Annotated in this window: 31 protein-coding genes and 1 riboswitch; of the genes, 24 read left to right on the forward strand and 7 right to left on the reverse strand. The window is 45.8% G+C overall.

Annotated features, from left to right (window positions below):
• Positions 1 to 26 precede the first annotated feature (26 nt).
• Positions 27 to 761, forward strand: a complete 735-nt coding sequence (locus K3F53_RS05735) for a lytic transglycosylase domain-containing protein (RefSeq protein WP_057899449.1) — start codon at positions 27 to 29, stop codon at positions 759 to 761.
• 23 nt (positions 762 to 784) lie between these two features.
• On the opposite strand, the gene K3F53_RS05740 is transcribed toward K3F53_RS05735, so the two are convergent.
• Together K3F53_RS05740 and K3F53_RS05745 are read right to left on the reverse strand one after the other, a co-directional pair.
• Positions 785 to 931 (reverse strand): hypothetical protein, encoded by a 147-nt coding sequence (locus K3F53_RS05740; protein ID WP_156424077.1) that lies wholly within the window; start codon positions 929 to 931, stop codon positions 785 to 787.
• An 83-nt stretch (positions 932 to 1014) separates the two neighbouring features.
• Positions 1015 to 1422 (reverse strand): globin domain-containing protein, encoded by a 408-nt coding sequence (locus K3F53_RS05745; protein ID WP_057899447.1) that lies wholly within the window; start codon positions 1420 to 1422, stop codon positions 1015 to 1017.
• Between the two features lie 401 nt (positions 1423 to 1823).
• On the opposite strand from K3F53_RS05745, the gene K3F53_RS05750 reads away from it, so the two are divergent.
• Together K3F53_RS05750 and K3F53_RS05755 are read left to right on the forward strand one after the other, a co-directional pair.
• Positions 1824 to 3041, forward strand: coding sequence for a hypothetical protein (locus K3F53_RS05750; protein WP_139184903.1), 1218 nt, complete (start codon positions 1824 to 1826; stop codon positions 3039 to 3041).
• A gap of 98 nt (positions 3042 to 3139) precedes the next feature.
• On the forward strand, positions 3140 to 3589 hold the full coding sequence (locus K3F53_RS05755; protein WP_057899445.1) for a hypothetical protein: 450 nt from the start codon (positions 3140 to 3142) through the stop codon (positions 3587 to 3589).
• A gap of 31 nt (positions 3590 to 3620) precedes the next feature.
• On the opposite strand, the gene K3F53_RS05760 is transcribed toward K3F53_RS05755, so the two are convergent.
• Both K3F53_RS05760 and K3F53_RS05765 read right to left on the reverse strand, forming a co-directional pair.
• Positions 3621 to 4619, reverse strand: coding sequence for an inorganic phosphate transporter (locus K3F53_RS05760; protein ID WP_057899444.1), 999 nt, complete (start codon positions 4617 to 4619; stop codon positions 3621 to 3623).
• Positions 4620 to 4635: 16 nt separating this feature from the next.
• Positions 4636 to 5256, reverse strand: a complete 621-nt coding sequence (locus K3F53_RS05765) for a DUF47 domain-containing protein (protein WP_057899443.1) — start codon at positions 5254 to 5256, stop codon at positions 4636 to 4638.
• A gap of 257 nt (positions 5257 to 5513) precedes the next feature.
• Here K3F53_RS05765 and K3F53_RS05770 point away from each other — a divergent pair, with 257 nt between their 5' ends.
• The 7 genes from K3F53_RS05770 to K3F53_RS05800 all read left to right on the forward strand — a co-directional run bounded on the left by K3F53_RS05770 (position 5514) and on the right by K3F53_RS05800 (position 9628).
• Positions 5514 to 6383, forward strand: coding sequence for a Rossmann-like and DUF2520 domain-containing protein (locus K3F53_RS05770; RefSeq protein ID WP_057899442.1), 870 nt, complete (start codon positions 5514 to 5516; stop codon positions 6381 to 6383).
• A 71-nt stretch (positions 6384 to 6454) separates the two neighbouring features.
• The gene (locus K3F53_RS05775; protein WP_057899441.1) at positions 6455 to 7342 is read left to right on the forward strand and encodes a phosphatase PAP2 family protein; all 888 of its coding nucleotides are present in this window, start codon (positions 6455 to 6457) and stop codon (positions 7340 to 7342) included.
• Between the two features lie 112 nt (positions 7343 to 7454).
• Positions 7455 to 7679 (forward strand): DUF1659 domain-containing protein, encoded by a 225-nt coding sequence (locus tag K3F53_RS05780; RefSeq protein WP_057899440.1) that lies wholly within the window; start codon positions 7455 to 7457, stop codon positions 7677 to 7679.
• Between the two features lie 36 nt (positions 7680 to 7715).
• On the forward strand, positions 7716 to 7928 hold the full coding sequence (locus tag K3F53_RS05785) for a DUF2922 domain-containing protein (protein WP_220559678.1): 213 nt from the start codon (positions 7716 to 7718) through the stop codon (positions 7926 to 7928).
• A gap of 11 nt (positions 7929 to 7939) precedes the next feature.
• Positions 7940 to 8086, forward strand: a complete 147-nt coding sequence (locus K3F53_RS05790; RefSeq protein WP_091259984.1) for a YvrJ family protein — start codon at positions 7940 to 7942, stop codon at positions 8084 to 8086.
• 177 nt (positions 8087 to 8263) lie between these two features.
• A complete protein-coding gene (locus K3F53_RS05795) occupies positions 8264 to 8695 on the forward strand; it encodes a DUF533 domain-containing protein (protein WP_091259982.1) in 432 nt (143 codons plus the stop codon).
• Between the two features lie 135 nt (positions 8696 to 8830).
• Positions 8831 to 9628 carry an enoyl-CoA hydratase-related protein gene (locus tag K3F53_RS05800; RefSeq protein ID WP_057899437.1) on the forward strand — a complete coding sequence of 266 codons (798 nt, stop codon included), beginning with the start codon at positions 8831 to 8833 and terminating at the stop codon, positions 9626 to 9628.
• A 137-nt stretch (positions 9629 to 9765) separates the two neighbouring features.
• Here K3F53_RS05800 and K3F53_RS05805 read toward each other — a convergent pair whose 3' ends face one another.
• Positions 9766 to 10119, reverse strand: coding sequence for a hypothetical protein (locus K3F53_RS05805; RefSeq protein ID WP_057899436.1), 354 nt, complete (start codon positions 10117 to 10119; stop codon positions 9766 to 9768).
• A 3-nt stretch (positions 10120 to 10122) separates the two neighbouring features.
• Positions 10123 to 10249: riboswitch (cyclic di-AMP (ydaO/yuaA leader) on the reverse strand.
• A gap of 170 nt (positions 10250 to 10419) precedes the next feature.
• Between K3F53_RS05805 and K3F53_RS05810 the strand changes: the two genes are divergently transcribed.
• The 4 genes from K3F53_RS05810 to lepB all read left to right on the forward strand — a co-directional run bounded on the left by K3F53_RS05810 (position 10420) and on the right by lepB (position 15236).
• Entirely contained in the window at positions 10420 to 11607 is a 1188-nt protein-coding gene (locus K3F53_RS05810) for a hypothetical protein (protein ID WP_057899435.1), read from the forward strand.
• Positions 11608 to 11744: 137 nt separating this feature from the next.
• Entirely contained in the window at positions 11745 to 12629 is an 885-nt protein-coding gene (locus K3F53_RS05815; RefSeq protein WP_057899434.1) for a DUF1444 family protein, read from the forward strand.
• Positions 12630 to 12854: 225 nt separating this feature from the next.
• Positions 12855 to 14348 (forward strand): aldehyde dehydrogenase family protein, encoded by a 1494-nt coding sequence (locus K3F53_RS05820; RefSeq protein ID WP_057899433.1) that lies wholly within the window; start codon positions 12855 to 12857, stop codon positions 14346 to 14348.
• 381 nt (positions 14349 to 14729) lie between these two features.
• Positions 14730 to 15236, forward strand: a complete 507-nt coding sequence (gene lepB / locus K3F53_RS05825; RefSeq protein ID WP_156424076.1) for a signal peptidase I — start codon at positions 14730 to 14732, stop codon at positions 15234 to 15236.
• Positions 15237 to 15325: 89 nt separating this feature from the next.
• Here the strand turns inward: lepB and K3F53_RS05830 are convergent, their stop codons facing one another.
• Positions 15326 to 15775, reverse strand: a complete 450-nt coding sequence (locus K3F53_RS05830) for an N-acetyltransferase (protein ID WP_057899431.1) — start codon at positions 15773 to 15775, stop codon at positions 15326 to 15328.
• Between the two features lie 239 nt (positions 15776 to 16014).
• Between K3F53_RS05830 and surE the strand changes: the two genes are divergently transcribed.
• From surE to K3F53_RS05855, 5 genes are all read left to right on the forward strand, one after another.
• Positions 16015 to 16806: a 5'/3'-nucleotidase SurE gene (surE, locus tag K3F53_RS05835; protein ID WP_057899430.1), complete on the forward strand. Its 792-nt coding sequence runs from the start codon at positions 16015 to 16017 to the stop codon at positions 16804 to 16806.
• A 14-nt stretch (positions 16807 to 16820) separates the two neighbouring features.
• Positions 16821 to 17903, forward strand: coding sequence for a hypothetical protein (locus K3F53_RS05840; protein WP_057899429.1), 1083 nt, complete (start codon positions 16821 to 16823; stop codon positions 17901 to 17903).
• 132 nt (positions 17904 to 18035) lie between these two features.
• Complete coding sequence (locus K3F53_RS05845; protein ID WP_246615710.1) at positions 18036 to 18413, forward strand: MerR family transcriptional regulator; 378 nt, start codon at positions 18036 to 18038, stop codon at positions 18411 to 18413.
• Positions 18414 to 18437: 24 nt separating this feature from the next.
• Entirely contained in the window at positions 18438 to 19145 is a 708-nt protein-coding gene (locus K3F53_RS05850) for a zinc metallopeptidase (protein WP_057899427.1), read from the forward strand.
• A 148-nt stretch (positions 19146 to 19293) separates the two neighbouring features.
• Complete coding sequence (locus tag K3F53_RS05855) at positions 19294 to 20661, forward strand: hemolysin family protein (protein ID WP_057899426.1); 1368 nt, start codon at positions 19294 to 19296, stop codon at positions 20659 to 20661.
• Positions 20662 to 20697: 36 nt separating this feature from the next.
• Here K3F53_RS05855 and K3F53_RS05860 read toward each other — a convergent pair whose 3' ends face one another.
• The gene (locus K3F53_RS05860; RefSeq protein WP_220559696.1) at positions 20698 to 21381 is read right to left on the reverse strand and encodes a MerR family transcriptional regulator; all 684 of its coding nucleotides are present in this window, start codon (positions 21379 to 21381) and stop codon (positions 20698 to 20700) included.
• 197 nt (positions 21382 to 21578) lie between these two features.
• On the opposite strand from K3F53_RS05860, the gene K3F53_RS05865 reads away from it, so the two are divergent.
• The 5 genes from K3F53_RS05865 (at position 21579) to K3F53_RS05885 (ending at position 25064) form a co-directional block, all read left to right on the forward strand.
• Positions 21579 to 21773: a cold-shock protein gene (locus K3F53_RS05865; protein ID WP_322787644.1), complete on the forward strand. Its 195-nt coding sequence runs from the start codon at positions 21579 to 21581 to the stop codon at positions 21771 to 21773.
• A 219-nt stretch (positions 21774 to 21992) separates the two neighbouring features.
• Entirely contained in the window at positions 21993 to 22373 is a 381-nt protein-coding gene (locus tag K3F53_RS05870) for a rhodanese-like domain-containing protein (RefSeq protein WP_057899423.1), read from the forward strand.
• Positions 22374 to 22511: 138 nt separating this feature from the next.
• The gene (gene steA / locus K3F53_RS05875; protein ID WP_220559705.1) at positions 22512 to 23549 is read left to right on the forward strand and encodes a putative cytokinetic ring protein SteA; all 1038 of its coding nucleotides are present in this window, start codon (positions 22512 to 22514) and stop codon (positions 23547 to 23549) included.
• Positions 23550 to 23557: 8 nt separating this feature from the next.
• Positions 23558 to 24232, forward strand: a complete 675-nt coding sequence (locus tag K3F53_RS05880) for a glycosyltransferase family 2 protein (protein WP_057900380.1) — start codon at positions 23558 to 23560, stop codon at positions 24230 to 24232.
• 1 nt (position 24233) lies between these two features.
• On the forward strand, positions 24234 to 25064 hold the full coding sequence (locus K3F53_RS05885) for a hypothetical protein (protein WP_220559707.1): 831 nt from the start codon (positions 24234 to 24236) through the stop codon (positions 25062 to 25064).
• Positions 25065 to 25092: the final 28 nt, after the last annotated feature.

Below are 25092 nucleotides of genomic sequence, written 5' to 3' on the forward strand. Positions count from 1 at the left end.
TGGAGTGATACGGAAGGGGATGTAGGATGGAAATTGCTTCATCGCAGTGGTTTATGGATGGAGTCATCTTGTCGATGGCTGAGAAAAAACCAAAAATCAAACAAAAGCTAGGAGAAGAAATGCTATCCGGACAATCCGGCACGTTTGCGGATATGCTGGCAGCTGCCGTAAAGGACGAAGCGGCTCTGCTTGCGATGAATCCGGATCGAGAAAGTATGGCACCGGATTTGATAGCGGCGATGATGGCAACGTCTTCACGGGCGACGACGAACATTGGACAATCCGTGGCCGGAGAAATTGCCGGACAGCGTGAAGAATTTACGCCTTTGCCAGCAGCGCTGACAGCACGGGCCGTGCCGATAAATCCATACGGGGGATCGGCAGGACGTGCGGAAATTGAAAGGGTGATTGTTGCGGCCGCTGAGCGGCATGGAGTGCCTGCGAAATTGCTTAGGGCTGTCATCCATCAAGAAAGTGGGTTCAATCCGAATGCGCGTTCCGGGGCAGGTGCGATGGGACTTATGCAGCTTATGCCCCGGACGGCTGCGGCGCTTGGCGTAAAAAATCCGTTTGATATTGAAGAAAACGTGAACGGCGGCGCTCGTTATTTAAAATCGCTGCTGGATCGCTACAACGGTAATATTGAATTGGCGCTTGCCGCTTATAATGCTGGTCCCGGTAATGTGAAGAAGTATGGTGGCATTCCGCCGTTTAAAGAAACGCAGAATTACGTACGCAAAATCACCGCCATGCTTGTATAGTTTGCGAAAAGCAGAAAGGCTCCTTACCGTTCTGTTTCAGAATCGGAAGGGGCCTTTTCTGCTTCAGCGATTTTTAGGCGTTCGGCAAGTTTTGGACTAAACGCCGGGATAAGATAATAACCGAGCGTGATGACTGCAGCTAATCCAACAAGAAACGCTGCAAAATTCATGTACGGTTTACCCCCTTTTCCATAGACGTTTGGTGTTACTGCGGTTTGTCCCATAGCCTGCCCTGGTTTCGTAAAAATATTCATTATAGGGAAGCAAGGTGGTTTGTCGTCTCGTCATCCGGTGAATTCACCATATGATGCGCCACTTGAATCAAACGCTGGTACATATATTCCCGGGCGGGACCTTCCATTCCGATTTCATCCATTGCCTCTTTCATCAATGCAAGCCAGCGTTCCGCACGCTTCGGGGTAATCTGGAACCGCATATGGCGTGCCCGCATCATCGGATGGCCATATACGTTGCTATAGAGCGGTTCTCCGCCTAAAAATTGTGTAAGAAACATGAATTGTTTCTGTGTAGTTAGCGTCAAGTCTTCAGGAAAGATCGGACGCAACAAAGGGTCTTTGGCTACCCGCAGGTAAAAAGCATTTACCAGTTTGCGAATCGTTTCTTCGCCCCCGATGGCTTCGTAAGGAGTTTGTGATATCATCGTTTATTAATCCCTCCAGATGCTCATGCTTTTTTCATTATACATTATTTTATCTGGAACGATAGAAAAAAGCGGTGCTAGATACGATAGCTAAAAAAAGCGCCCCTGTGGCAAGACAGGGGCAAAATAGAGGAGTGGTTATAGCAACAAGATTCCGATTGGCTACGGTTTACGGCTAGCATGACCTACACCCGCTATGACAGTGCCAATAGGAGATTACACATATATTATGCCACAGATTGCATGTGAATCTTGTCATAATTTGGTATTAAATTCCAAAGGAAATGATTCTATTTTTGTCGAATTTGTCAAAAAAGAGGAAAAATAAGAATTTCTATTTTCTTATGGTACATTTATTTCGTATTACAATGGCGAAAATCAGCGGGAAAGGGGAAAGAGACATGGAGAAACAAGCTTTTGCCAAAGCGCTCGTTTCGCTGTCCGATACGGTCGCGCGCCTGTTATTCGCTTTGATGGACAAAAGCAATGTATTAGAACTTTTGTCTGGCAAATTAAGCTTAACGATAGAAAGAGAAGCGGCCAGAGCCAGCGGATGGTCGCGCAACGAATTGCTCCTAAAGCTGTTAATTCGTTTAAATCAGGCCGTGCATAATGAAAAATTATCATACATAACGAAAGAGGATTTTGTGCAAAATACAAATTTTATTGTGCAGCAAGCGATTGAGGAACTTTCGAAATCGGACAAGGAGTTCCAAGGAGAGACATTGCTTGATTTGCTTGTGTACGAAGGCGAAAAGATCGAAACGATTCGGCGCGAAGGGGAAGGAATCCAGGAGACGCTGTGCCCGGACGCGCAGAGTATCGCCATATATGTCCAGCGCCTGCTTGAACCGACGGGCAAAACGTTGCCTGCGTTTTCTGCCCAGCGTTTGCGTGAGAAGTTGCTGCCGTTTGCGCTCTATGTCGTGTTTCTTTGGAACGAGCAATTGACTTCGGAAGAAACAGAGGCTAGGATTCAGAGCTTCTTGCGTTACTGGCAGGAAAAGAAAGGAATTTATGACCACCTTCAGAAAAAAATGAGCGAGCATACGTATGCGATTGAGTTGGAAGAACGTTTGCTGGAACAGAAGACAAGTAATATGAAAGTGCTGCAGCGTCAGCTGGATCAGATCGCTGAAGAAAGAGAAAATATTAAGGCGGCGCTAATGAATCGTATACCGCATGATATTCAAAAATTTGAAGGGATTTTCGGCGGGAAAGCAAAAGTTGTTTGGAACCGGATGGTAGAGCTTGCGGAACGGAGAGAAGAAGAAAAGGATGATGCCCAAGAGGAGGAAGGCTTGCTGCGCAGCCTATGGCACCGAATTGATACGAGCATTAGCGACGCGCAGATGGAACGGGAAACGAAACGGCTTGCGGCGAAACTGGTTGAAGAGATGGTCGCCATGAAGAAGGATATTATTCGGCTTCCGGTTTATTACATGGATCGTATTAAACAAATTCATGATTGCGACGGCAAGATTCAGGAAATTCGGCGCTGGCGTTATCAATTAGAGCAGGAAGTAGAAAAGCACAGAGAAAAAATCCAGCATCATAAAGTGCATCGTTCTACGCTGGAGCAACAAATGAAGCAGTGGGAGAAAGAGCTTTTTCTATAAAAACCGAAGCGGACATGCTTCGGTTTTTTTTGTGACATAAAACCGCAATGGACAAGAATAACATGTACAAGAAGGGAAAAGAGCGGAGGGGGATTGAGTTGAAAAAGAAAATCGGAAAATATTTGATTTTGTACATGTTCATTCTTACCGTTTTTTATCTTGGATTTATGAAATATCAACAGCATGTGGCAGCAAGTTATTTAACGGAATTCCAGGCGTTGCACGGCGAAGAAGTGATTGAACAGATAAGCACTATATATAAAGATATTCTGGAGTATCAGGCAAGGTATAAGTTAACCCCTCAGGTCAGCGCTCAATTGGCACAGAATTTGTTAGTGACAGGAAAGAAGTTGAAGGATGTAGACCAGAAGCTAAAGCAGAAATATCCGCATAGACATGTTGACTTCTCATACTTGTACCAAGATTTATTTCTTGTTGTTAAGCAATTGCAAGATAAAGCGAACGACACGAAACTGGGCATTATGGTTGTGCATGCTGTTGAAGGGTTGGGGAATGTGAAAGTGCAAATATACAGTTGTAAAAAGTAAAATCCCAGCGGTTTTTTCCGCTGGGTGATTGTTATAGAAATAGCGCCACAATTTTATAGAAAATGCCGGCAAGCAGCGCGGAAATTGGCAAAGTAATAATCCACGTGATAACGATCCGTCGAGCTACCCCCCACTTTACACCTTTGACCCTTTTGGCGGCACCTACGCCCATAATAGCCGAAGAAATTACATGGGTCGTGCTAACGGGTAAATGGAGCGCAGTGAATCCAAAGATAATAAGTGCCGAAGATAAATCTGCCGCAGCCCCATTGACCGGTTGCAATTTCATAATTTTTCCGCCGACTGTTTTGATAATTTTCCAGCCGCCAATTGATGTGCCCAGCCCCATAGCGAGTGCAGCGCTAAACCGCACCCACTCCGGGATATCGGTCGTACTCTGAAATCCCCCGGCAATTAACGCTAGCGTAATAATCCCCATCGCTTTCTGTGCATCATTTGTGCCGTGCGAGTATGATTGTAGGGCAGCGGTAAAGATTTGAAAGGTTCGGAATCCCCGGTTCGTTTTGCCAAGATTGAAATTTTTAAATATGATCGCAAACAGAGACATGATGATAAAACCGACTGCTAACGCGATAAATGGCGAAATGACAAGGGATTCAATAATTTTGATAAAACCGCTATAGTTCAGGGCATCAAAACCGGCAGCCGCAATGGCTGCGCCTGCAATAGAACCAATGAGGGCGTGCGAAGAGCTGCTCGGAATTCCATACCACCATGTAATCAGGTTCCAGGCAATCGCCGCCATCAAAGCTGCCAGTACAACGGCAGAACCGTTTTCCAGCGTAAAAGGGTCTACAATTCCTTTTGTTACCGTTTTGGCGACCCCGGTGAATGTAAGCGCGCCAACGAAGTTCATCGTAGCCGCAAGAATAATTGCCACGCGTGGGGAGAGCGCACGTGTCGATACCGAAGTCGCGATTGCATTGGCCGTGTCATGAAATCCGTTAATAAAGTCGAACGCCAACGCGAGACAAACGATCGCAATGATAAGTACCAGTGTTGTATCCATAAAAAAGAGCCTCTCCTTACGCGTTTCGCATGATGATCGTTTCGAGGGTATCGGCTACGTCTTCACAGCTGTCTGAAATGCTTTCAAAGATTTCATACAGCTCTTTATATTGCATAATTTTAATCGGGTCTTTTTCTTTGATAAACAGTTCTTTAATACAGACACGGAGCAATTCGTCGCACTGAGATTCCAAATCGTTGATTTTAATCGCGTGCGGACGGATATCCATCAATTTCTTTTTGTTCAGTAATTTGGTGGATTTAGCTACTTCCTCCGTACTTTCGAGAATTTTTTTGGTAAATTCGATCATGTAGTCATCGGCTTGTGTGATGTTATACATCTCAAAACGTGAAGCACATTGTTCCATGCCATCCAGAATGTCGTCCATCGCGTTCGCTAATTCGAGGATATCTTCTCTTTCCAGCGGGGTAATAAACGTCTTGTTGAGTGCTACAATAATTTCATGAATGTACTTGTCGCCTTTTGTTTCATATTCTTTCATCTTAGTGGCGAATTCTTTTAAATCTTCTTCGTTTTTAATTTTAAAATCAACGAAGTATTTCGCTGAGTCTCTGACATTGTCTGCGATTGTGGAAAGCATCTCCAGGAAAACATCTCGTTTTGCCGAGAAAATCATGCAACAATACCTCCAAAAATTTTTTCATACAAAGTTCATTTTAGCAAATCACGTTGGACATTGAAATCTTAATTAAAAATTTACCGAAAGACAACGTGGATCTTATAAAATTTACATAAACTTTACAAAGTAAAATATGCTTCTGCTTAGATAATAGTTTTTTTTATCAAAAATAACATGGAGATTGTCTTGTTTTTTTGCAGGGATTGCTGCATGCTATATTGAAAAGCAGGCACAATAGGAGGAGAAGAGAAAAAATGGAAACCATCGGCTTTATCGGAGCCGGGAGGCTAGGCACCGCTTTCGGCATTTATTTGGCGCGGCGCGGCAGGAGGGTCGCCGGCTATTATAGCCGCACATACGCGCATGCGCAAAAAGCTTCCGCATTTGTTAGCGAGACATGCCAGGCATTCCAAACAGTGCGTGACCTATTGGAACGCAGCGATTGGATCGCCATTACAACGAATGACGGAGCTATTGAACGTGTAACGGAAGAGATCGTCGATAGCGGAATACATATTGCAGGAAAGTTGATTTTTCATATGAGTGGAGCCGGTACTTCTGAATTATTGGCGCCGCTTACGGCCAAAGGCGCGCTAGTTGCTTCATTGCATCCTCTGCAAACGTTTGCTGATGGAGAATCGGGTGCACGAGCGATGGAGGAGGCAATGTTTAGCATAGAGGGTGAGGCGGCCGCAGTGGAAATGCTGAGCGCCTGGCTGGATGAATTGGGTCGCCGGTATTTTGTGATTGATGCCCGACAGAAGCCGCTGTATCATGCAGCTGCCAGCATCGCTTCCAATGGTCTGGTCGGTGTTATTGATTATGCATTGGAATTAATGAAGCTGGTCGGAATTGAGGAGGAACAGGCATTGCCAGCTCTTGTTCCTCTTATCAAAACGACGGTGCAAAATGTGGCTGAAAAAGGGACAGTTAGGGCACTGACAGGGCCGGTGGCGCGCGGAGATGTGGCAACGGTCGCGACGCATATCACGGCGATTCAAGGGTGCGCTTCTCATTTTGTGCCCGGTTATCGAGCGCTCGGACAGATGACGCTTTCCACAGCTAGGCGCGCGCAATTAAAAGATCAAGAAAAAATCACCGAATTGACGCGTTTATTTGAATAATTTATTTTTAGAGTTGCGCGGTAGATAGTTATAGAGAGAATGCTTAGTTAAGGTAGAAAAGGTGACATAAAATGATGATGCAACGCTTTTGGTTTGTTTTATTTATCGCGCTCCTCGTTTCGTATGAAATTGGCTTTAACAGCTTATTTATTATTTTGCTTTTTCTTCCCCTTACGGTAACGGAGCGTGACATGGAGCGGATACGATGTGCAAACCGCCATCAATGGCTTACGAACACACTTATTCTGCTGCTCATTGTTGGAATGGGCATTATTTCTACATTAATTTTCCAGGCCAATGAACCGTTGCATGCCTGGGCGCAGAAACAGCCGTTTTATTTTGACGCAAATGCATTCATGGCCTCTATTCCCTACAATGACGGATCATTTTTTTGGTTTCGGGAACCAACGGTACATGATCCATTGTATGACGTGTACGTTATTGGGTTTATCGCCGTATATCTTGTATACGCGGTGTATGCGTACATAACGGTGAATCGCCAAACCCTTGTTCGTCTTTTGTTCGTAAACTGGTTCGTGCACGGAATGATCGCCTTGCCGTTTTATTTATTTTTTAACGTGCATGAGGTGTGGTCGATCATGGGACATAACTGGGGTCACGTTCCTTATTCCGTGAAAAACTGTTTTCCGAGTCTGCATACGTCGGTCGCATTCTCTTGCTTGCTTTTGGCTTTGCGTGAGAACAGACGGTTTGCGACTCTGTGGAGCATTTATAGCGTGCTTATTATTTTTACGACGCTGTATTTGCGCATTCATTGGGTATTCGACGTGCTGGGTGGGCTTGTACTTGGCTGGGCGTTGTATCTTGTAGCCGAGCGGCTTGCACCGTTTATTATTGCGCGTTTGGAAGCAAGGGAAATGTTGCGGGCTTCACGCGCGGTAACGCGCGCCATTCCGATTCACGGAGAAAGCAAAGCTATACAGCGGATCAATCGTTAATAAAGAGGGGGCATAAGCCCTCTTTTTTTCTTTTAGATTGTCCCCGTCTGGTAAAGATGCGCGGAATTATAAAGTAGAAAGGCCGACGGGCCGAAGGGAAGGAGGGAGCAAAATGGCAGTAAAAGAAAACGTAAAGGCTATGCAGATGGTATTGTTGTTTGAAGACGGAATGGATGCCAAAGGAGACATGAAAGTAACGAAAAAAACGTATAAGAATTTGGCGCTGACCGTTAGCCAGGAAGACATCTGGGAGGTAGCCAATGCTTTAGGAGCGCTTCAAACTCTGCCGCTTGTTGGTGTCTATCAGATCGTAGAGCGCGAATTGATAGAAGCGTAAATCTTGATGTCTAAAAAGGTGAAGGAGGAAGACAAAATGAAAACGCTGGAATTGACGTTCACGATGAGCAGTGGCGGCACCATGCGGATTATAATTCCTAATCCGAAACTGCCGGTAGATTCGGTGGAAGTGGCCCGGGTGATGGACCTTATTGTGGATAAACAGATGTTTGTAACAAAAGCGGGCCATGTGGTCGGAAAGAAAGCTGCACGTTTGCTTGATCAGACCGTATCCTCTATCGTGGTGTAGGAGAAAAAGTGGTGAATGAGTGGGTAGCGTTTATTTCCAATGTCGGATTTCCGGTGACAATTACGCTTTATTTGCTTGTTCGCATTGAAGCAAAATTGGAGCAACTCGCATCCTCCATCACGCAACTGACGCAGACGCTTTACTCAATAAAGGAATAGGTGAAACAAAAGCGGCCCTTCCTCGCAAGCGGCGGGGCCGTTTCTCATGTAGACAAGTCATATTTATCTGGAACGGACGTATATATGACAGAAACGTTACGATTTTCATCACAAATTATGATAAATAAAAGTGTTATAATGTTGGTAAAGCGTTTTCATAAAGGAGGATTAAAATAGATGAAAGAAATAACGGATGTGGCTAGCCATCCGAAACTATATGAAATTCGTTTATTGATTTGTGTGGCGCAAGCAGATGGATACATGGATGAAGAAGAAAAGGAAAGAATTTTTCAGCAAGTAAACCTGGATACATTTACTGTGCGTGAGCGCCAGATCTTCCATGATGATTTGGAAAACCCGAAAGATCCGAAAGCGTTAGCATTAGAGGTAAGTCCTTATCTTACTACACTGGAGAAAATGATGTTGATTCGCAAAATGTTTAAGTTGGCGTCGCTGGACAAGGAAATTGTGTCGGAAGAAATTGCTCTTATCTACTCGATAGGGCAGGCGCTTGGTCTTGCCCTGGATAAAATCAAAGAAATCGAACAGTGGGTAAGGGAAGGGATTGCTTGGATGGCGCGTTGGGAAAACATTGTGACAAACCGTTAAGGAACTTTCGTTGCAAAATATATTTGTTGTGCTATTCATATGATTAGCATTAATAATAGAAGGAAAACGCATACATTTGTCGAACTTTTACTGCAAAAGTGTATGGAAAACGATAGGAAAAGTGAGGGCAAATGCATGAATAATGAAGGAGCGGCAAAATCGAAAGTACTGATGGAAAAAGAGGGACACCTTGCATTTGTAACACTGAATCGTCCCGATGAATTGAATTGCTTTGATTATGAAACGCTCACGCAACTTGAGCAAACTCTTGATCAGATCCGCTTTGACAGGGACATCCGTGCCGTCATTTTCACTGGGGCTGGAGAGCGTTCGTTCAGCACGGGTGCGGATCTGAAAGAAAGACGGACAATGAGCGAAGCGCAGGTACGCCAGTTTATCCATAAAATTCGCTTCGTGTTCGATATGGTAGAAGAGCTTCCCCAGCCGACCATCGCCGCGATTAACGGCTTTTGTTTCGGCGGCGGCTTTGAAATGGCGCTAGCCTGCGATTTTCGTTATGCGGTCGACTCAGCGAAGCTTGGCATGACAGAAGTAAGTTGGGCGATTATTCCGGGCGCAGGCGGGACGCAGCGCCTGCCCCGCCTTATCGGAAAAGGCAAAGCAAAAGAACTGATTTTGACAGCGCGTAAAATCGATGCGGCAACAGCTGAATCGCTCGGCATTCTTAACGGAGTGACAACGCGTGAGGGACTTATTCCTAAATGCCGGGAACTGGCGGAAGAAATAATGCAGAATGGGCCGCTCGCCGTTATTCAGGCGAAATATGCTATCAACTACGGGACGGAAGTTGATTTGAAAACCGGCTTGAAAATTGAAACGAAAGCTTATGAAACGATTATTCCGACTAAAGATCGCGTGGAAGCGCTCAATGCTTTCAGCGAAAAGCGCAAGCCGCAGTTCAGAGGAGAATAGTGAGAGGATGAGAAGACAAAAAACAGACCATAGCGAGGTATCAATCTCGTTATGGTTTGTTTTCTATCAGGCGTGTTGATTAGTCAATTTTAGCAGCATTTAGTTTGACACCCTGCTGTAAAAGCAGGGTGCGTATATTATTTAGTCACAGTAATAATTTTGTTGTAGTGGCCTGGTCGCGCATAGTCCGGTTCGCAGAGAATGACTATGCTTTTGTCATCTTCATATACTGAACTCACTTCCATTGTCCCGATGCTTTGCGTATTAATATCGAGGTAGAAATGCAAGCATTGGTGTTTATTTCCCATAATTTCGGCTGATACTTTTTTTAGAATTCCTTTCATTTCTTTCTTCTCTTGGTTTGTTTCCACTGTTACAGTCACTTTTTTCCCTATCAAAGCGGACAAGCATTTTTTAGCATCAGTTTGTAGTTCTTCCAGTGACTTTGCTTTATTTTCCCTCTTCAATACACTCCTGAAAAAGCTGACCATAATTCCTCTCCTTAACTTTGCCTACGAGGTTAGCTGACGGGTTCGGACACAAGGCAATGCCCTACACCAGAGGTGATTCACCCCTATTATATGGGTCCCCCGCTCCTTTCGGATTCGGCGATTGAATCATGATTGGATTATAATAAAGCACAGGCACGATTGTTGTCAATTAGATTTTTAGCGTGCACGGATTACGTGCTTTTGATGCTTTTCGTGTCGTTTTTTTCCCAGTAAAATAGTGTAGGAAAAAAAGAAAAGCGTGTCGAATACGTTGAGGAAAAGGCAACAGGAGGATGAAGCATGGTCAGACAATTCCTGCGCAAAGTATTTGCAGGACGAAAGCAGAAAGAACACGAAAGTGAGTGCGTGGATGCGGAACGGACGGGCGAGATACCTTGGGAAGAGCTAGCGGAGGAAAGTGCTTCTCTACCTAATTCGGGGGAAAATGAACATGGTTCAAACAGAGCGTTGGAACGACGTGATGAGCCGCAAATATATGTTATTACCCGGGAAAAAATTGAGCATCACAGTTATAAACAAATCGCTCGTATAGTGGAAGACATTTTAGGACAAATTGAGCTGGGGTTACGTCGAGAAGGTCGGCTGCAACTGCGTCTCTCTCCAGAACTGATGGCAGAAGCGGATGAATTTTTAGGCAAACGCATCGGAAAATACATTGAAGGGGCGGAGAGAGAAACCTATGATGCGACCGCATTTTTTGATTGGACAGATGAGGAGACGGCACAGATTTACCGGACGTTCGTGCTTCCTTCTCACCCGGAAAAACAGCGAACGTTTATGCAGAGCCGATTTGTGATGATTTATGATACGTGCGAGGCGCTTGGATGGGATGCTCGTGAACGGGCTACAGCGTTTGCCGAAGCCATTGGCTGGGAATTGGACGAAGCGGATTGGCGCCGTTTTGAAGAATGGTTGAAGATGATGTCGGAACGTATTGCGATGGAAGAAAAGCAGGCGGAGATAGGGGGGGAACCGGAGCGCGCAGAAGAGGAAGAAGAGCTGGCAGAAGATAATGAGTTCGCCCATATTACGCCCATCCAAATTTCGCGCGAAGAGGTTGAGCAGGAGGATATTTCAAAACTGGTTACTTTTTTTGACGAAGTGTTGCAAGACAAAGAACGGATTCGCCAGAAAAAGGCAGGACTTGTGTTTTCATTTTACGGTTTTTCCGGCGAACTGGAAGATGTTATGCAGAATGAAGCGGTGAACGCCTGGGCAAGTCGCCTTGTTGAACAATATCCGTACGTGTTTTATTTTCTTAATGACGAATACGTGCCGATGACGCGATTCGTTACTTCTATGGTGGTGACTTCGAGCGTTAACGGGGATGAAATTGTATTTAACGAGGAAGAACTGGAAAAGTTTATCGCATTTATCCGTGAGGCGCTTGCTCGTTTGGCGGAATGGACGGGAGAGAACCCGAATCTCATCATTCAGGAGTTTGAACAGAAATTGTTTTGGACATAGGAATGTCGCTTTTGGAACGAAGGTGCATCTTTCACAGAAAGGCAACGTAAGAGCGGAAAGAAGAGGTGAATGTTTTATCTCGATTTTGGCGAATGAATAGCGACGGGGAAAATATAAAGTGTAAGGAAGAGATAAAGATGGAGGAAAACAGAAAGCTGGAACTAAAAAAAGAAGTGCATCAGCGAGTCGTCCGAAATTTAAGCCGCTCGCTTTCAGAAGAATGGCAAGTTATAGGTGATATAGAGCGGCTGGAGACTATAACGCTGCGCCACTCCGAAAAGCAGGGCGGTGAACTAGAAATTAGGCTCACCCCGCTATTTACGAAAGTGGAGCAGCATGAATCAGAAAAAGAACAATGGATTGAGGATTTTGTGGCTAAAGTGGTTGTAACGGCCAGCGAAGCCGTGAAGGAGCATGCGCTACACGGCAATGAGACGCGGATTTATCCGGTTATTCGCCATCCTTCTTTTGTGAAAGCGGAGAAAAATAAAGAGGTGGTATGGCGCGAACATACAGCTGAAACTGTGCTGTTGTATGCGCTCGATTTGGAAACGAGCTATTTTTTGATTACTCGGGATATGGTCGCGGAGGCGAAGATAACAAAAGATAGATTGCACGAATTAGCGCTCGCTAACCTTGCGCGGCTTGAAAGTACGCCGAAGCAGGATCGTATTGGTAATAATGTATTTTACTTTTTTACAGGTGAGGATAGTTACAGCGCTAGCCGTGTGCTAAATCCGGATTTGCTATCTTGGATGGAGCAGAAAGTAAAAGGGAAAATGGGTGTGGCGCTGCCGCATCAGGACGTCCTTATTATTGCGGATTTGGCCGACGCCAAGGGAGCGTATATACTGGCGCAGATAGCGGTCGATTTTTCCATGCGTGGGGATGTGCCGATTTCACCGATTCCGTTCATGTACGAGAATGGGGAATTGGAACCGTATATGGTCATGCGGCATCCGAAATCGCGCCATAAATATCCGAGCTTGGGCGGTAAGAGAAAACGGCCACCAGAGCGGTAAGAATCCAAGCTTTTTTATGATACAGGAAAGGATATGTTACTTTACAGTGATAAAGAAACATATCCTTTTTCTCTACGAGGAAACACTATTTGTTGAATTTTGTCGACAAAAGAAATAGATAAAATATTCTGCTTTTTTTAAAAAAATATATTTATTTTGCTAACGTTTTCATATATAGTAGGAGGTGGAGTTACATTCCAAAAAAGTATAAGGAGGCATTTGTTCATGCAGTTAGCTTCCCCATCTTTACACCCGAATGTTGAAAAATTCCTCAAAGAGCCGAAAAAAATGCTTATTAATGGTCAATGGGTCGAATCGGCAAGCGGCAAAACATTCGAAACGGTCAATCCGGCAACAAAAGAAGTGCTATGCCAGGTGGCCGAGGGAGACGCTGAGGATATTAACAGAGCTGTTAAAGCGGCAAGAGAGGCTCTGAATGGCTCATGGAGCAAGATGACTCCGTCACAGCGGGGACAATTGTTGTATCGGCTGGCTGATTTGATTGAACAAAATGCGGAAGAATTAGCACAACTTGAAACGCTGGATAACGGAAAACCAATCCGCGAAACGCTGAACGCGGACGTACCGCTAACAGTTGACCATTTCCGCTATTATGCGGGGTGGGCAACCAAAATTTATGGACAGACGATTCCAGTATCCGTACCGAATTACTTTAACTATACAAAACGGGAGCCCGTAGGCGTAGTCGGGCAAATTATTCCATGGAACTTCCCGTTGCTGATGGCGGCATGGAAACTTGGAGCAGCGCTGGCCTGCGGTAATACAGTCGTACTGAAACCTGCAGAGCAGACGCCTTTGACCGCACTTCGTCTCGGGGAGTTGATTATGGAAGCTGGCTTCCCGGAAGGGGTCGTAAATATCGTGCCTGGCTTCGGCGAAACAGCAGGTCAGCCTCTGGTCGAACATCCTGACGTGGATAAGATCGCGTTCACCGGCTCAACAGAAGTAGGACGCCTGATTATGCAGAAAGCAGCGGGCACCCTGAAGAAAATTTCGCTTGAACTTGGCGGCAAGTCGCCGAACATTATTCTGCCGGACGCAGATATGTCGCGGGCGATTCCAGGTGCGCTAACAGGTATTTTCTTTAACCAAGGTCAGGTATGCTGCGCCGGTTCGCGTCTATTCGTTCACAAGAAAGTATACGATAACGTGTTAAGTGATATGGTATCGCATGCCCAGAAAATTAAAGTCGGCAATGGTTTATCCCCGGACACGGAGATGGGGCCGCTGGTGTCTGCTGAACAATTTAACCGTGTCATTGATTATATTGATATCGGACAGAGAGAAGGCGCACGCATGATAACTGCTGTGCGGGAAGAAGAAGCGTTGAAGCAGGGATATTTTGTGCAGCCGACCGTTTTCTCTGATGTGACGGACGATATGACAATTGCCCAGGAAGAAATCTTTGGTCCGGTATTGGCCGCGTTGCCGTTTGAAGACATAGATGATTTGGTTGAACGCGCGAATCGTACGATATATGGCCTTGCAGCGGGCGTATGGACACAGAATATTACCAACGCTCATAAACTGGCCGACAGAATCAAGGCAGGTACCATTTGGGTGAACTGCTACAATGTATTTGACGCCGCATCGCCGTTTGGCGGTTACAAGCAAAGTGGCATCGGACGTGAGATGGGAAGTTATGCGCTTGAACTTTACACCCAGGTCAAGAGCGTATGGGTCAACTTGCGTGGATAATATTTTAATGCAACTAAAACTCCTCGTAAAAATTACGGGGAGTTTTTCGTGTGTGCCCGGCATGAGTGTCATCTCTAGAGTTTAAGTCCCGAATGGCGAAGGTAGTAGTAGCCATTAGCTTATGGCAAGGGTGTCGACCGTGAGGTTAAATCTGAAGGAAGCCGGCGGCAACTCTTCGGCCTGAGGAACACGAATCTCATATGAGGCCAGCGTTCGTTGGATGAGCCTGCATGACAAGGCAAAGTTCGTATTGCTAAAGGCGAGCGAAGGTAAATGAGATAGCCGCAAAATAAGAAGCGATTCGACAACCTATTCCCCTGTACAGATGAAAGGAAAACAGAGAAAATAAAAGTAAAATTTTGTGCGGGGGGAAACGGGAAGGTGAAAAGGAACTTGGGAATCGTGCACTTTAGCAGGTACTTTTTGGTTCTTGCGATGTTGCTAGTGATGGTACGCATCTTCTTTTTCGCGCCATATGTAGTGGAAGGGGTCTCCATGTATCCGACTCTGGGAGACAATGAGCGTATCGTAGTTAATAAATGGATATATTATGTGCGAAACCCAAGATATGGCGATGTCATTGTTTTGCATGCGAATGATGAAGAAGATTATATTAAGCGCATTATCGGTGTCCCAGGCGATGAACTGGAATTAAAAAATGGTGTTTTGTACCGTAACGGCAAGATAGTGGATGAGCCGTACATTAACGAAGTTACGTTAGGGGAGTTTGACAAAATTAAAGTGCCGCCTAATTCGTACTTCGTGATGGGTGATAACCGGAACCGTAGTATGGATAGCAGAGAGATCGGTTTTATTTCTCGCAGCAAGGTGGTAGGAAAAGCGGAGTTTATTTTTTATCCGTTTCAAAACGTGAAATGGATAGAGTAGAAGAATGGTTTACACTGAAGTGTTTGTTAATGGTAAACACTGAAAAACTGGCGAAGCGTACCCGCCCGCGAGTTTTTCAGTGCTTTAATTTATGCTTTCGCGTATAGATGCTTCTTCATTTGTGTCCACTTCACTTTGAAAACCAATTTGCTTTTTGCTCCATATCCCATCATCCAAAACCCGTATGTTTCGTACATAAAGCTGGAAAAATGCATCTTTTGCCAGAATAGCAAATTTTCTGGTGCACTTTCAAGAATGATAACCCAGTGACGTTCTTTCGCATATTCTTTCATAATTCTAACCAGGTTAGCGCCGATATTTTTGCCGCGGTGTTTATGAGGAATGCGAATCATTCCGAGAAACATCGCTTCGTTTTTGTTATCAAAGAACAGATCAAGCATTATATTGTCAGCCGTCATGCCAGCATCCCGCATTTCCTCGTCAGTACGGTAGAGGTAGCGATATTCCCCTTTTTTTTCTGGATGATAGGGGATGCCGTGCGTTTCGAAAACACGTTGGAACTCCTCAAAAATATTCATGACTATTCCTTCCCATTTACTTTACGTTTTTGCTGATCCGAGTGTATTTTACATGATATTCCTACACCAATATACATGGATTTTATACGCATCGCACACGTTGTTTCTAAACAATTTGTGAAAAATGAAGATGCCCGGAGCAGTAAGGAGCTTTCTGGTTATTTTCTGCCTTTTCGTGATTTTTCCAGGTTGAAAGAGTAAAATGAATAAAAAAGAACATTTCATGTGGAGGATTCACAATGTATAAAATAGTAGTGACAAATGATGACGGGATTCATGCCCTTGGTATTCATAAATTGGTAAAGTCGCTGGAAGGACTTGCTGAAATTATCGTGGTGGCTCCTGATACAGAACGAAGCGCAGAAGGTCACCGTATTACTGTGCGGGAAGGATTGACCGTTAAACAGGTTGACTTCCATGGTATGAACGATGTTAAAGCATGGGCGGTAAATGGTACGCCGGCCGATTGCGTAAAAATGGCCCTTAATGTCATTTTAAAGGGACGTCCTGATCTGGTTATTTCTGGAATAAATGCTGGGGTTAATCTTGGAAAAGATATTTATTATTCCGGTACAGTAAGCGCAGCGCGTGAGGCGGTGATTTACGAAATTCCGGCGATCGCTGTTTCATATGATAACCATTTCCATAAAGATGATTTCGGAGAAGTGGAAAAACTTGTGCGTCCCGTTTGGGAAGAGATAAAAATTCATGACATCCCGGTCGATGTGCTGATCAATATGAACATTCCACATGTGAAAGCAGACGAATTGAAGGGCGTGGTTGTCACAGGACTTGACATTCACCACTATCGCGATCGCATTGATGAAAGGCCGGGTGCATTCGGTGTGCCGGAATACTGGCTGGATCGCGAATATAGTGAACTGAAGAAAATCAAAAACAATGATTACCATATGATCAAAAACAAATACATTACGATGACGCCAATTCATATCGATTCTACAGACTATAAATTTATAAAAAAAATGGAAAAGTGGAAAGTTATTAAGAAAAATTTGCTTGCGGAAGAATAGGGGAGGGCGCGGATGTGAGCGAAGCGTGGCAACGGTTAAAACCTGATATCCCTTTGCCGGAAGAACGGGTTTCGCCGGGGGAAGAAACGATGGGAGAGGTATTAAACCGCCTGGCGTTTCAGGATGTATACCATATGGTCGAAGAAGACGGAAAGCAATACTTTCCCCGATTGAATGCTAGGGGAGATGTAGAGATTGTGATTGTTTATGATGATATTGACGCGTTCGGCGAGCAAGCGGAGGCAAAGGTTTATCTGGATTTCACGCGTTATAAACAGAACTGGATCGCGGTGCTTTGGGTAGTGACTGACCCGGAAGAGCCACTCGGCTACCCGCTCCTGTTTGATGCGGTGGATGACACGATGCGGTATATGGCGGTTCGCTTTCTTGAACAGAACGCTGTTTGGGTTCATTACACAGCCCAGGCCGACTCCGGTCTTATTCACCTTTATTCAGAGGCGATTTCGTTTCCTGTGACCGAAAAGGAGAAAGCGACTACATTGTTGCTTGAAGCTTATCACTACGATCCAGGTGAAGAAGAGGATGAGGGGATGCCAGAGAAAACGGCACCAGGCCGAGAGCTTTCCTTTGAGAGACTTAGTGAAAAAGGTTTTTCGTTTTATTTTGATTATCGCTTAATGGAGAACCGTTTCGGGGAAGAGGGTGCACGGGAGCAAGCAATGGGGGCGATGTACCGGGCGCTTTGGATGATGCGGCGTCACCCGAACCCGCAGGCGCGCGAAGCTGAGATTTTGCTGTGGGTCGGTGAGAAAGTGGGAAAAAATAGAGCAGGAGAAGAAACCCGCCTGCTCGTCGTGACCATGACGCCGCAATTACTTGATGTATATCAGATCGTTAATCTGAGCGAACTGGAAGCAAACCCGTTAGCTACGATGCTAATGTCGCTTACAGAATATCAGAAATTGGAAGAGGAATACCCGCTTCAGCAGGGGTATATCCCGATTGCTGGATATGAAAACGGAACACTCTTGCATATCGAATGGGATGAGCGTTCGTTTAAACGGTTAGCTGATGCGTATGCAGGAGAATGGCCTGGTCATCAAACAAACCCTTATCAAACTATAGCGGACGCATAAAACTATCACGTTTTACTGTTTGGTTTGCAAAATATATGCTAAAATAAAAATAGAGCGGAAGGAAGTGAAACTAATGGGAAGTTCTATCGTATAGGAGAAGTAGCGGCACAAGCGCAGGTAAGCAAGCGCACGATCGATTATTACACGAATCTTGGACTTTTGAGTGCGGAGCGATCGGAAGCGAATTACCGCCTGTATCCTGAGGAGACGATCGATCGCCTGCGATTGATTGAGTGCTTAAAACGCCAGAAGCTAACGCTTGAAGAAATTAGGGAACGGATCGTTCAGTGGCAGGATGGCGAAATGACGAAAGATGTGGTAGATGTCGTACAAAGCGTGCAGGAAATCCAGGGCGAGATGCGAAACTTGGAACAACGCGTGCGGGAATTAACGCTACATCTTAGGACAATGGATGAGAGGCAGGCGCGTCTGGTCGCCAAACAACTCTCGCTACAGGGAAGTTCGCTTTTGCATACCCTTATGTTGCTTCTCGGCGACGCACCGTTTTAAGAAATCTTAAATCATACTGTTATAATGAATCAAGGAGGAGTTGCAACCGTGGTATTTACATGGATTACGCCGTTGATTTTGGCCGCTTTCGCGCTAACTATCTGGGCACAATTTAAAGTAAAAGGGAACTTCAATCAATTCGCCCAAGTAACGGCGCGGTCTGGGTTGAGCGGAGCGGAAGTGGCGCGCCGTATTCTGGATGATAATGGGTTGCATCATGTGCCGGTCGAACCAGTGCCTGGAACACTGACTGACCATTTTGACCCGATATCTAATGTGGTGCGTTTGTCAGAGCCGGTTTATTACGGAAATTCCATTGCATCCATTTCCGTTGCGGCGCACGAAGTTGGGCATGCGATTCAGCACAAGGAAGGATACAGTATGCTGGTATTGCGCCACCGCATGTTCCCGGTCGTGAATATTACCTCCGGAATTGCGCCGTTTTTGTTGCTTGCCGGGATTTTCTTTAAAATGACGAATCTTTTGCTTATTGGGATTATTTTCTTCGCTGCGGCAGTGGCCTTTCAGGTCGTAACGTTGCCGGTCGAATTTAATGCGAGTGCGCGCGCCAAGCGCCTGATGCTTGCTGAAGGGTTTGTTGCAGAGAGCGAAAAGCGTGGCGTCGATAAAGTGTTGGGCGCAGCCGCGCTGACGTATGTAGCTTCCACGCTGGTAGCCGTGCTGCAATTGCTCGAATACATTTGGATTTTTTCATCTAATGACAGAGACTAAGATGGACGGGCTGCGTGCGGTGCTCGCGGCCCGTTTATAAATTATCTATCATGTGGTATAAATAAACTATATGGGTAGATGTGCGTTTTTTGATTTTTTGAAGCGATAAGGAGGTGTATCTGTCATTCTTGCGAGTGACAGAGACTAGTTGAGTACTGATCCATTGTCTACCTTGCTTTACATTGCTGCCGTTTTCTTTTTGGTTTTTTTAAACGGTTTCTTTGTGGCAGCGGAGTTTGCACTTGTGAAGGTGCGAAGTACAAGAATTAGCCAGCTTATTATGGAAGGAAACAAGCGCGCCGGCTTGGCTAAAAAATTGATCGACAATCTGGATGCTTATCTTTCCGCGACCCAGCTTGGCATTACGCTCGCTTCACTCGGATTGGGATGGATCGGAGAACCCGCCATCGCCCAATTGCTCGGGCCGGTGATGCACGCGTTGCATGTGCCAGAACCGCTTGTTCATACGCTCTCTTTTGTGATTGCTTTTTCCATTATTACGTTTTTGCACATTGTCCTTGGGGAACTGGCGCCTAAATCCATGGCAATCCAAAAGTCGGAGTCGACGACACTATGGACAGCCGGGCCTTTGGTTTTATTTTATAAAGTTATGTACCCGTTTATTTGGGCTTTAAACAAAGCCGCATTTTTCTTCCTTAAATTCATAGGTATTCAGCCAACAACGGATCACGCTTCTGCGCATACGGAGGAAGAAATCCGAATTTTAATGCAACAAAGCCATAAGAGTGGTCTGATTGACCAGACCGAATTGACATTGGTAGACAATGTTTTTGAATTCGCGGAGCGCAATGCCCGGGAGATTATGATTCCACGTACGGATATGGTATGCGTGTTTCGGGACGATCCGTTTGAGAAAACATTAAAGACTGTCATGGAAGAAATGCATACGCGTTATCCGGTAGCGGCGGAAGATAAAGACAATATTATCGGGTTTGTCCATATTAAGGATATATATCGTCTTTACATGAGTGACAGGCAGAATGATTTGAGCACCATTATTCGTCCAGTGGAGCGCGTGCCTGAATCGATCCATATTAGCGATTTGCTGAAGCAGATGCAGCGCAACCGTTCGCAGATGGCGATCGTTATTGATGAGTACGGCGGAACAGCGGGGCTTGTGACCGTAGAAGATATTCTCGAAGAAATCGTAGGAGAAATTCAGGACGAGTTTGATGAGGAACGCCCGCATATCGAACAAAAAGGGGATACCTCCTATTCAGTTGACGGACGCTTATTAATTGAGGAAGTTAATGACCGCTTTGGTCTGGACATTGATTCGGATGATTATGATACCATCGGGGGCTGGGTGTTTTCCCAGGTGGAGTTTCCGCCACAAGTGGGGCAGACTGTATACGCTCACGGTTATGAGTTCAAAGTGACCGAGGTAGACCACCTGCGCATTGTCCGCCTATCGCTGCGTAGGCTAGAGAAAGACGAGAAAGAGGAGCTTGCGGGAGCGGCGGATGCAAAGGGTGAAAGAATGGTGTATGAGTAATAATAAGTAAAAGGCCGCGAGTCCGCGGCCTTTTACTTATGCTTTGGAAGGAACTTGGCTTTTGGCTTTCTTTTTGGAAGAGAAGCAGAAGAAATTCCAAGAGAAGCCTTTTTTCTTTTTAGTCTGCTGTTTTTGTACAGCACCGAGCATCTGGATTTCAAAGTTTATTTTGCGTATTTCAAGGCGGAGACTTTCCTGTTTTTTCTCCATTTCTTCCATTTTGCGTAGAATTTCTTTGTAATATTGTGTAAGCATCAAATCGGCCGGAGGGGTTTCTTCTTTCGGTTGGTAGGAAACGGATGCTTCGTATGCTTGCATAAATTCTTGCATGGTTTCCAATAGTTGTTGACTAAGATGGCGTTCCAGTTCATTCATCCGTTCAAACAGGCAACGTGTTGTATTGTCTTCAGGGGGACTCATTGGTTCGGTTTCTTCTTGGAATTTGTAGTTAATATCCAGGTTCTTTTTTTCGGGAAGAATTTTTTCCAGCAATAGCACTTCTTCTACTTCCTTTAGCGTTTGCACTCCAGAGTCTTTCACGCGCTTGATTTCAACAAGTAGATTAAATGCCTGCTCGCTTAAAAGAAAGTGTCCTTGGCTATTCTTTTGCAATACCATATATGAGCTGAATGTATCGATCCAGTTGCGGACAGTCCGAACGTTTACATCCAGTTTTTCCGCTACATCTTTTGACGCCATCCACATGCTATTGCTTTGCATTTTTTCCAACCTCCTCATTGGCTCGTGCTTTAAATTAAGAATACGGCATAAATAAAAAAGTTCCTACCCGCTCGACAAAGGTTATCAAAAGAAGTGTTCTTTCGCTTTTTTCGACATAAAAGCATAAAATGTACTAAGCGAGGGAAGCTATCTGTATACATTGAAGCTGAAAGGATGGATGGGGGAATATGGCTTTCATGCGAAGCAAACAGCAGATCGAGGAAATTCCATTGTACGAAATGAAGGTGTGGAGCTGTGATAATGATGAATGCAATGGTTGGATGCGGCAGGATTTTTCATTTTCCGAACAGCCGACCTGTCCTCTCTGTCAGTCGCGCATGACTCAGGAGACACGGATGTTGCCGGAGTTAGCTCACTATATTAATTCTTAGTAATATGCGACCCCTATAACGTCGAGTTACAGCGTGCTGGAAAAGAAATGCGGGAACACAGAACGAGAGTACGGATATGAAAAGCTAAGCGGATATTAGGGGGAAGGAAACCTTGTGAACGGATGGTACTCCGCATCACAAGGTTTTTTGTCGGTTGCAACAAAAAATAACCTGTAGTACGCTACCATTATAGGTATATTGAAATAAGGAGAGAGAGAAATGGATTGGCTACCTGTAGTACTGCTTGTACTTTTAGTTATCTTTATTATTATGCGTATGCTACCTCCGCGCGGTGTCAAAAGCGTCTCGGCCGATGAGTTGCAGGAAGTGCTTAAGCAACCAAAGGGCAAGCAGATCATCGACGTACGGGAACCGAACGAATACCGACGCGGCCATATTCAAGGCGCGCGTAACATTCCGCTTGGCCAGGTAAGATCCGCGGTCAGTGGTATTCCGAAGGACAAAGAGACGTATCTTATTTGCGAGAGCGGATTCCGTAGCGCGCAGGCAGCCCGCATTTTGAAAAAAGAAGGATTTAAAAATTTATACAACGTATCCGGCGGTATGAAACGCTGGAAGGGTAAAGTTGTAAGCAAATAACAGGAAAGAGAAGGAGGACGCCAGAGAGCGATTTTCCTTCTCTTTTTTTTGTATGGAACCTTTTCAACTCTTCCATACTAGAAAGTGAAGGAGATGATCGGTATTATGCTGTCGTACCTAAGAGGAAACAATCGCATAGTGAGAGGAAAGGTCAGATGCGGGCATGTGACGAAGCAGGTCGTGTCTGCACTTTGCCCTGGAGATATCGCCATCATTTCCCATACTAACATTGATGAATTAGCGGCCCGTGAACTGATTGAGCGCGGAGTGGGAGCGGTAGTGAACTGTGCTGTATCGTTTACCGGGGATTACGAAGCGCAGGGGGCGAGAGTATTGCTCGAACATTGCATTCCACTATACGATTGCCCGTCGCATCCTGACTTACTTACGCAATTGTCGAACGGTGAGAACGTTATTATTAACGGTCATTATTTGTTCCGCGAACGGGATCAATCGATGGTAACCCGTCTTGCTCCGGTTACGCCGGAACAATGGGAAGCTTTGCGTCACAACGCCGAAAAAAATATGCCTGAACAGCTTAAACGTTTTGTAGAGAATACGTTGCGCTATGCCGAGCAAGAAAAAAAACGCTTGTTTACTCCGCTTGTTTCGCTTCCCCTCCGTACGTCTATTGCTGGCCGGCCCGCACTTATTGTTTCGCGCGGCAAATATTATAAAGAAGATTTGCATGCGCTTAGCAATTATATTGTGGCACGTAGGCCGGCATTAATCGGTGTAGATGGCGGCGGGGACGCCTTACTTGAACAGGGGTGGTGTCCCGATATTATTATGGGCGATATGGACAGTGTAAGTGACAAGGCGCTGCGCGCGGCTCAGGATATTGTTGTTCATGGATATATGGATGGCAGTGCGCCGGGAGCGGAAAGAGTAAAACAACTTGGTCTTGCCTATCATGTGCTTCCAGCACCAGGCACGAGCGAGGATATGGCATTGTTGTACGCATATGACAACGGAGCTGATTTGCTGATCAGTGTGGGAGCACATTCGGCGATGGGAGATTTTTTAGAGAAAGGAAGGCAAGGGATGGCAAGCACATTGCTGGTACGCATGAAAGTGGGAGGACGGCTTGTCGATGCGAAAGGGTTACACCATTTATACCCGAAAAGCGGAAGGATGCGCCTGCCGCTTTTGCATTATTTAAAAACATGGGTGTAGGTGAAACGATGAAGCATGATACTTCGATAATTATACCGGCTTATAATGAGGCAGCCTGGATTAGAGAAACATTGCGCTCGCTTCGGGCCCATCCGTTGCTTCGCGAATGCCAGTTAATTGTGGTGGATGATGGAAGTACGGACGATACCGCTTTGCTGGCCGCCAGCTGGGCGGATCGTGTGGTGAGACTGCTTCAAAATGAAGGAAAAGGCAGTGCGCTTCGGCGTGGAATAGAAGTGGCGGAAGGCCAGCATTTTTTATTTGTGGATGCCGATCTTGGAAGTACGGCCCGGGAAATGATCCGATTGTTGGAGTTTTTGCAAAGCGAGAAGGTCGATATGGTGATCGCTTCCCCTTTGCACATTTTAAAAGGGGGATTCGGCTGGACAAAGCGTATGGCACGGCGGAAAATTTACCGGCTGACCGGCGCGCGGATCGAAGCGCCTTTGTCCGGCCAGCGGGCGCTGACACGCCGCGCGGTTGACGCGGTACGCAACTGGAATTGCGGGTTTGGCATCGAAGCGGTGATGACGCTCGATATTCTTAAAGCAGGTCTTCTTGTCTGCGAATTGCCGCTTTCATTTCGGCATCGGGAATATGGCCGCACGCTTGCTGGCTTTTGGCACCGTGGTCGGCAATACGCAGCCATTCAAAAAGCGATGACGGCCCGGGAGGTACGCTAAGGTGCTGGCTCTTGCGTTTTGGGCAGGAAGCGGGTGGCTTATCGGATGGTGGGGGATGAGAGCGATAGACTATATATTTTGCCGTTTCGGTTGGCTTGCGGCCAATTACCGTGGGGAGATGATTCCGCTTGGTTATGGACTCGTATTTTCAATGGCCCTTCTTGTCTACATCATTATTTGCGCGACTGTTGCGCAAAATGGGAGCAACGGGCAGGAGTTGCTGCTTGCCTGCGGTTTGAGCCTGGTGGTTTCTCTTGCAGGTTGGTTGGATGACCGGATAGGTCGGTATGACGTAAAAGGCATACGTGGGCATTTTAGGGCGCTTTGGTGTGAAAGACGCATCACGACCGGCGCTGCTAAAGCTGGGATGATCATGAGTTGTTCGCTCGGGATATCCTTTTTATCCGCTTCTTCTTTTGGGGAAAGGGTGGTGAATGCATTTTTGCTTGCGCTTGCGGCCAACTTTATCAATTTGCTTGATGTGCGTCCGGGGCGCGCGCTGAAAGGATTCTGGTTGATTATGCTGCTTTGTTTGGCGGCCGGCACTGTGCCGGAATCGGTGCTTCCTTTATTCGCTTATACATTGATGATTTCGTTTGCAGTGGCTCCGTACGATTTTTCAGGACGGGCGATGCTTGGGGATACGGGAGCCAATCTACTTGGCTTTTTGGGCGGAATTTTTTGCGTTTATGCCTGGAGTTTATCCGTTAAATGCATAGTTGTAACGCTGCTGCTCGGGCTTCATTTCTATGCAGAGGGGGCTTCCCTGACGGTTGCAATTGAAAAGAACCGCATTCTGCGCTGCCTGGATCAGTGGGGGCGGGTGAGGTGAAACAGAGGAACGAAATGCCGGAAGAAAA

This window comes from Aneurinibacillus thermoaerophilus, assembly GCF_019603355.1.
GTDB classification, from domain to species: domain Bacteria; phylum Bacillota; class Bacilli; order Aneurinibacillales; family Aneurinibacillaceae; genus Aneurinibacillus; species Aneurinibacillus thermoaerophilus.

Bases quoted from the DNA above. Each gene is read 5' to 3' on its own strand.
- K3F53_RS05735 (WP_057899449.1), top strand. From the start codon at position 27: ATGGAAATTGCTTCATCGCAGTGGTTTATGGATGGAGTCATCTTGTCG.
- K3F53_RS05740 (WP_156424077.1), bottom strand. From the start codon at position 931: ATGAATTTTGCAGCGTTTCTTGTTGGATTAGCTGCAGTCATCACGCTC.
- K3F53_RS05745 (WP_057899447.1), bottom strand. From the start codon at position 1,422: ATGATATCACAAACTCCTTACGAAGCCATCGGGGGCGAAGAAACGATT.
- K3F53_RS05750 (WP_139184903.1), top strand. From the start codon at position 1,824: ATGGAGAAACAAGCTTTTGCCAAAGCGCTCGTTTCGCTGTCCGATACG.
- K3F53_RS05760 (WP_057899444.1), bottom strand. From the start codon at position 4,619: ATGGATACAACACTGGTACTTATCATTGCGATCGTTTGTCTCGCGTTG.
- K3F53_RS05765 (WP_057899443.1), bottom strand. From the start codon at position 5,256: ATGATTTTCTCGGCAAAACGAGATGTTTTCCTGGAGATGCTTTCCACA.
- K3F53_RS05770 (WP_057899442.1), top strand. From the start codon at position 5,514: ATGGAAACCATCGGCTTTATCGGAGCCGGGAGGCTAGGCACCGCTTTC.
- K3F53_RS05775 (WP_057899441.1), top strand. From the start codon at position 6,455: ATGATGATGCAACGCTTTTGGTTTGTTTTATTTATCGCGCTCCTCGTT.
- K3F53_RS05780 (WP_057899440.1), top strand. From the start codon at position 7,455: ATGGCAGTAAAAGAAAACGTAAAGGCTATGCAGATGGTATTGTTGTTT.
- K3F53_RS05785 (WP_220559678.1), top strand. From the start codon at position 7,716: ATGAAAACGCTGGAATTGACGTTCACGATGAGCAGTGGCGGCACCATG.
- K3F53_RS05795 (WP_091259982.1), top strand. From the start codon at position 8,264: ATGAAAGAAATAACGGATGTGGCTAGCCATCCGAAACTATATGAAATT.
- K3F53_RS05800 (WP_057899437.1), top strand. From the start codon at position 8,831: ATGAATAATGAAGGAGCGGCAAAATCGAAAGTACTGATGGAAAAAGAG.
- K3F53_RS05805 (WP_057899436.1), bottom strand. From the start codon at position 10,119: ATGGTCAGCTTTTTCAGGAGTGTATTGAAGAGGGAAAATAAAGCAAAG.
- K3F53_RS05810 (WP_057899435.1), top strand. From the start codon at position 10,420: ATGGTCAGACAATTCCTGCGCAAAGTATTTGCAGGACGAAAGCAGAAA.
- K3F53_RS05815 (WP_057899434.1), top strand. From the start codon at position 11,745: ATGGAGGAAAACAGAAAGCTGGAACTAAAAAAAGAAGTGCATCAGCGA.
- K3F53_RS05820 (WP_057899433.1), top strand. From the start codon at position 12,855: ATGCAGTTAGCTTCCCCATCTTTACACCCGAATGTTGAAAAATTCCTC.
- K3F53_RS05830 (WP_057899431.1), bottom strand. From the start codon at position 15,775: ATGAATATTTTTGAGGAGTTCCAACGTGTTTTCGAAACGCACGGCATC.
- surE (WP_057899430.1), top strand. From the start codon at position 16,015: ATGTATAAAATAGTAGTGACAAATGATGACGGGATTCATGCCCTTGGT.
- K3F53_RS05850 (WP_057899427.1), top strand. From the start codon at position 18,438: ATGAATCAAGGAGGAGTTGCAACCGTGGTATTTACATGGATTACGCCG.
- K3F53_RS05860 (WP_220559696.1), bottom strand. From the start codon at position 21,381: ATGCAAAGCAATAGCATGTGGATGGCGTCAAAAGATGTAGCGGAAAAA.
- K3F53_RS05865 (WP_322787644.1), top strand. From the start codon at position 21,579: ATGCGAAGCAAACAGCAGATCGAGGAAATTCCATTGTACGAAATGAAG.
- K3F53_RS05870 (WP_057899423.1), top strand. From the start codon at position 21,993: ATGGATTGGCTACCTGTAGTACTGCTTGTACTTTTAGTTATCTTTATT.
- K3F53_RS05880 (WP_057900380.1), top strand. From the start codon at position 23,558: ATGAAGCATGATACTTCGATAATTATACCGGCTTATAATGAGGCAGCC.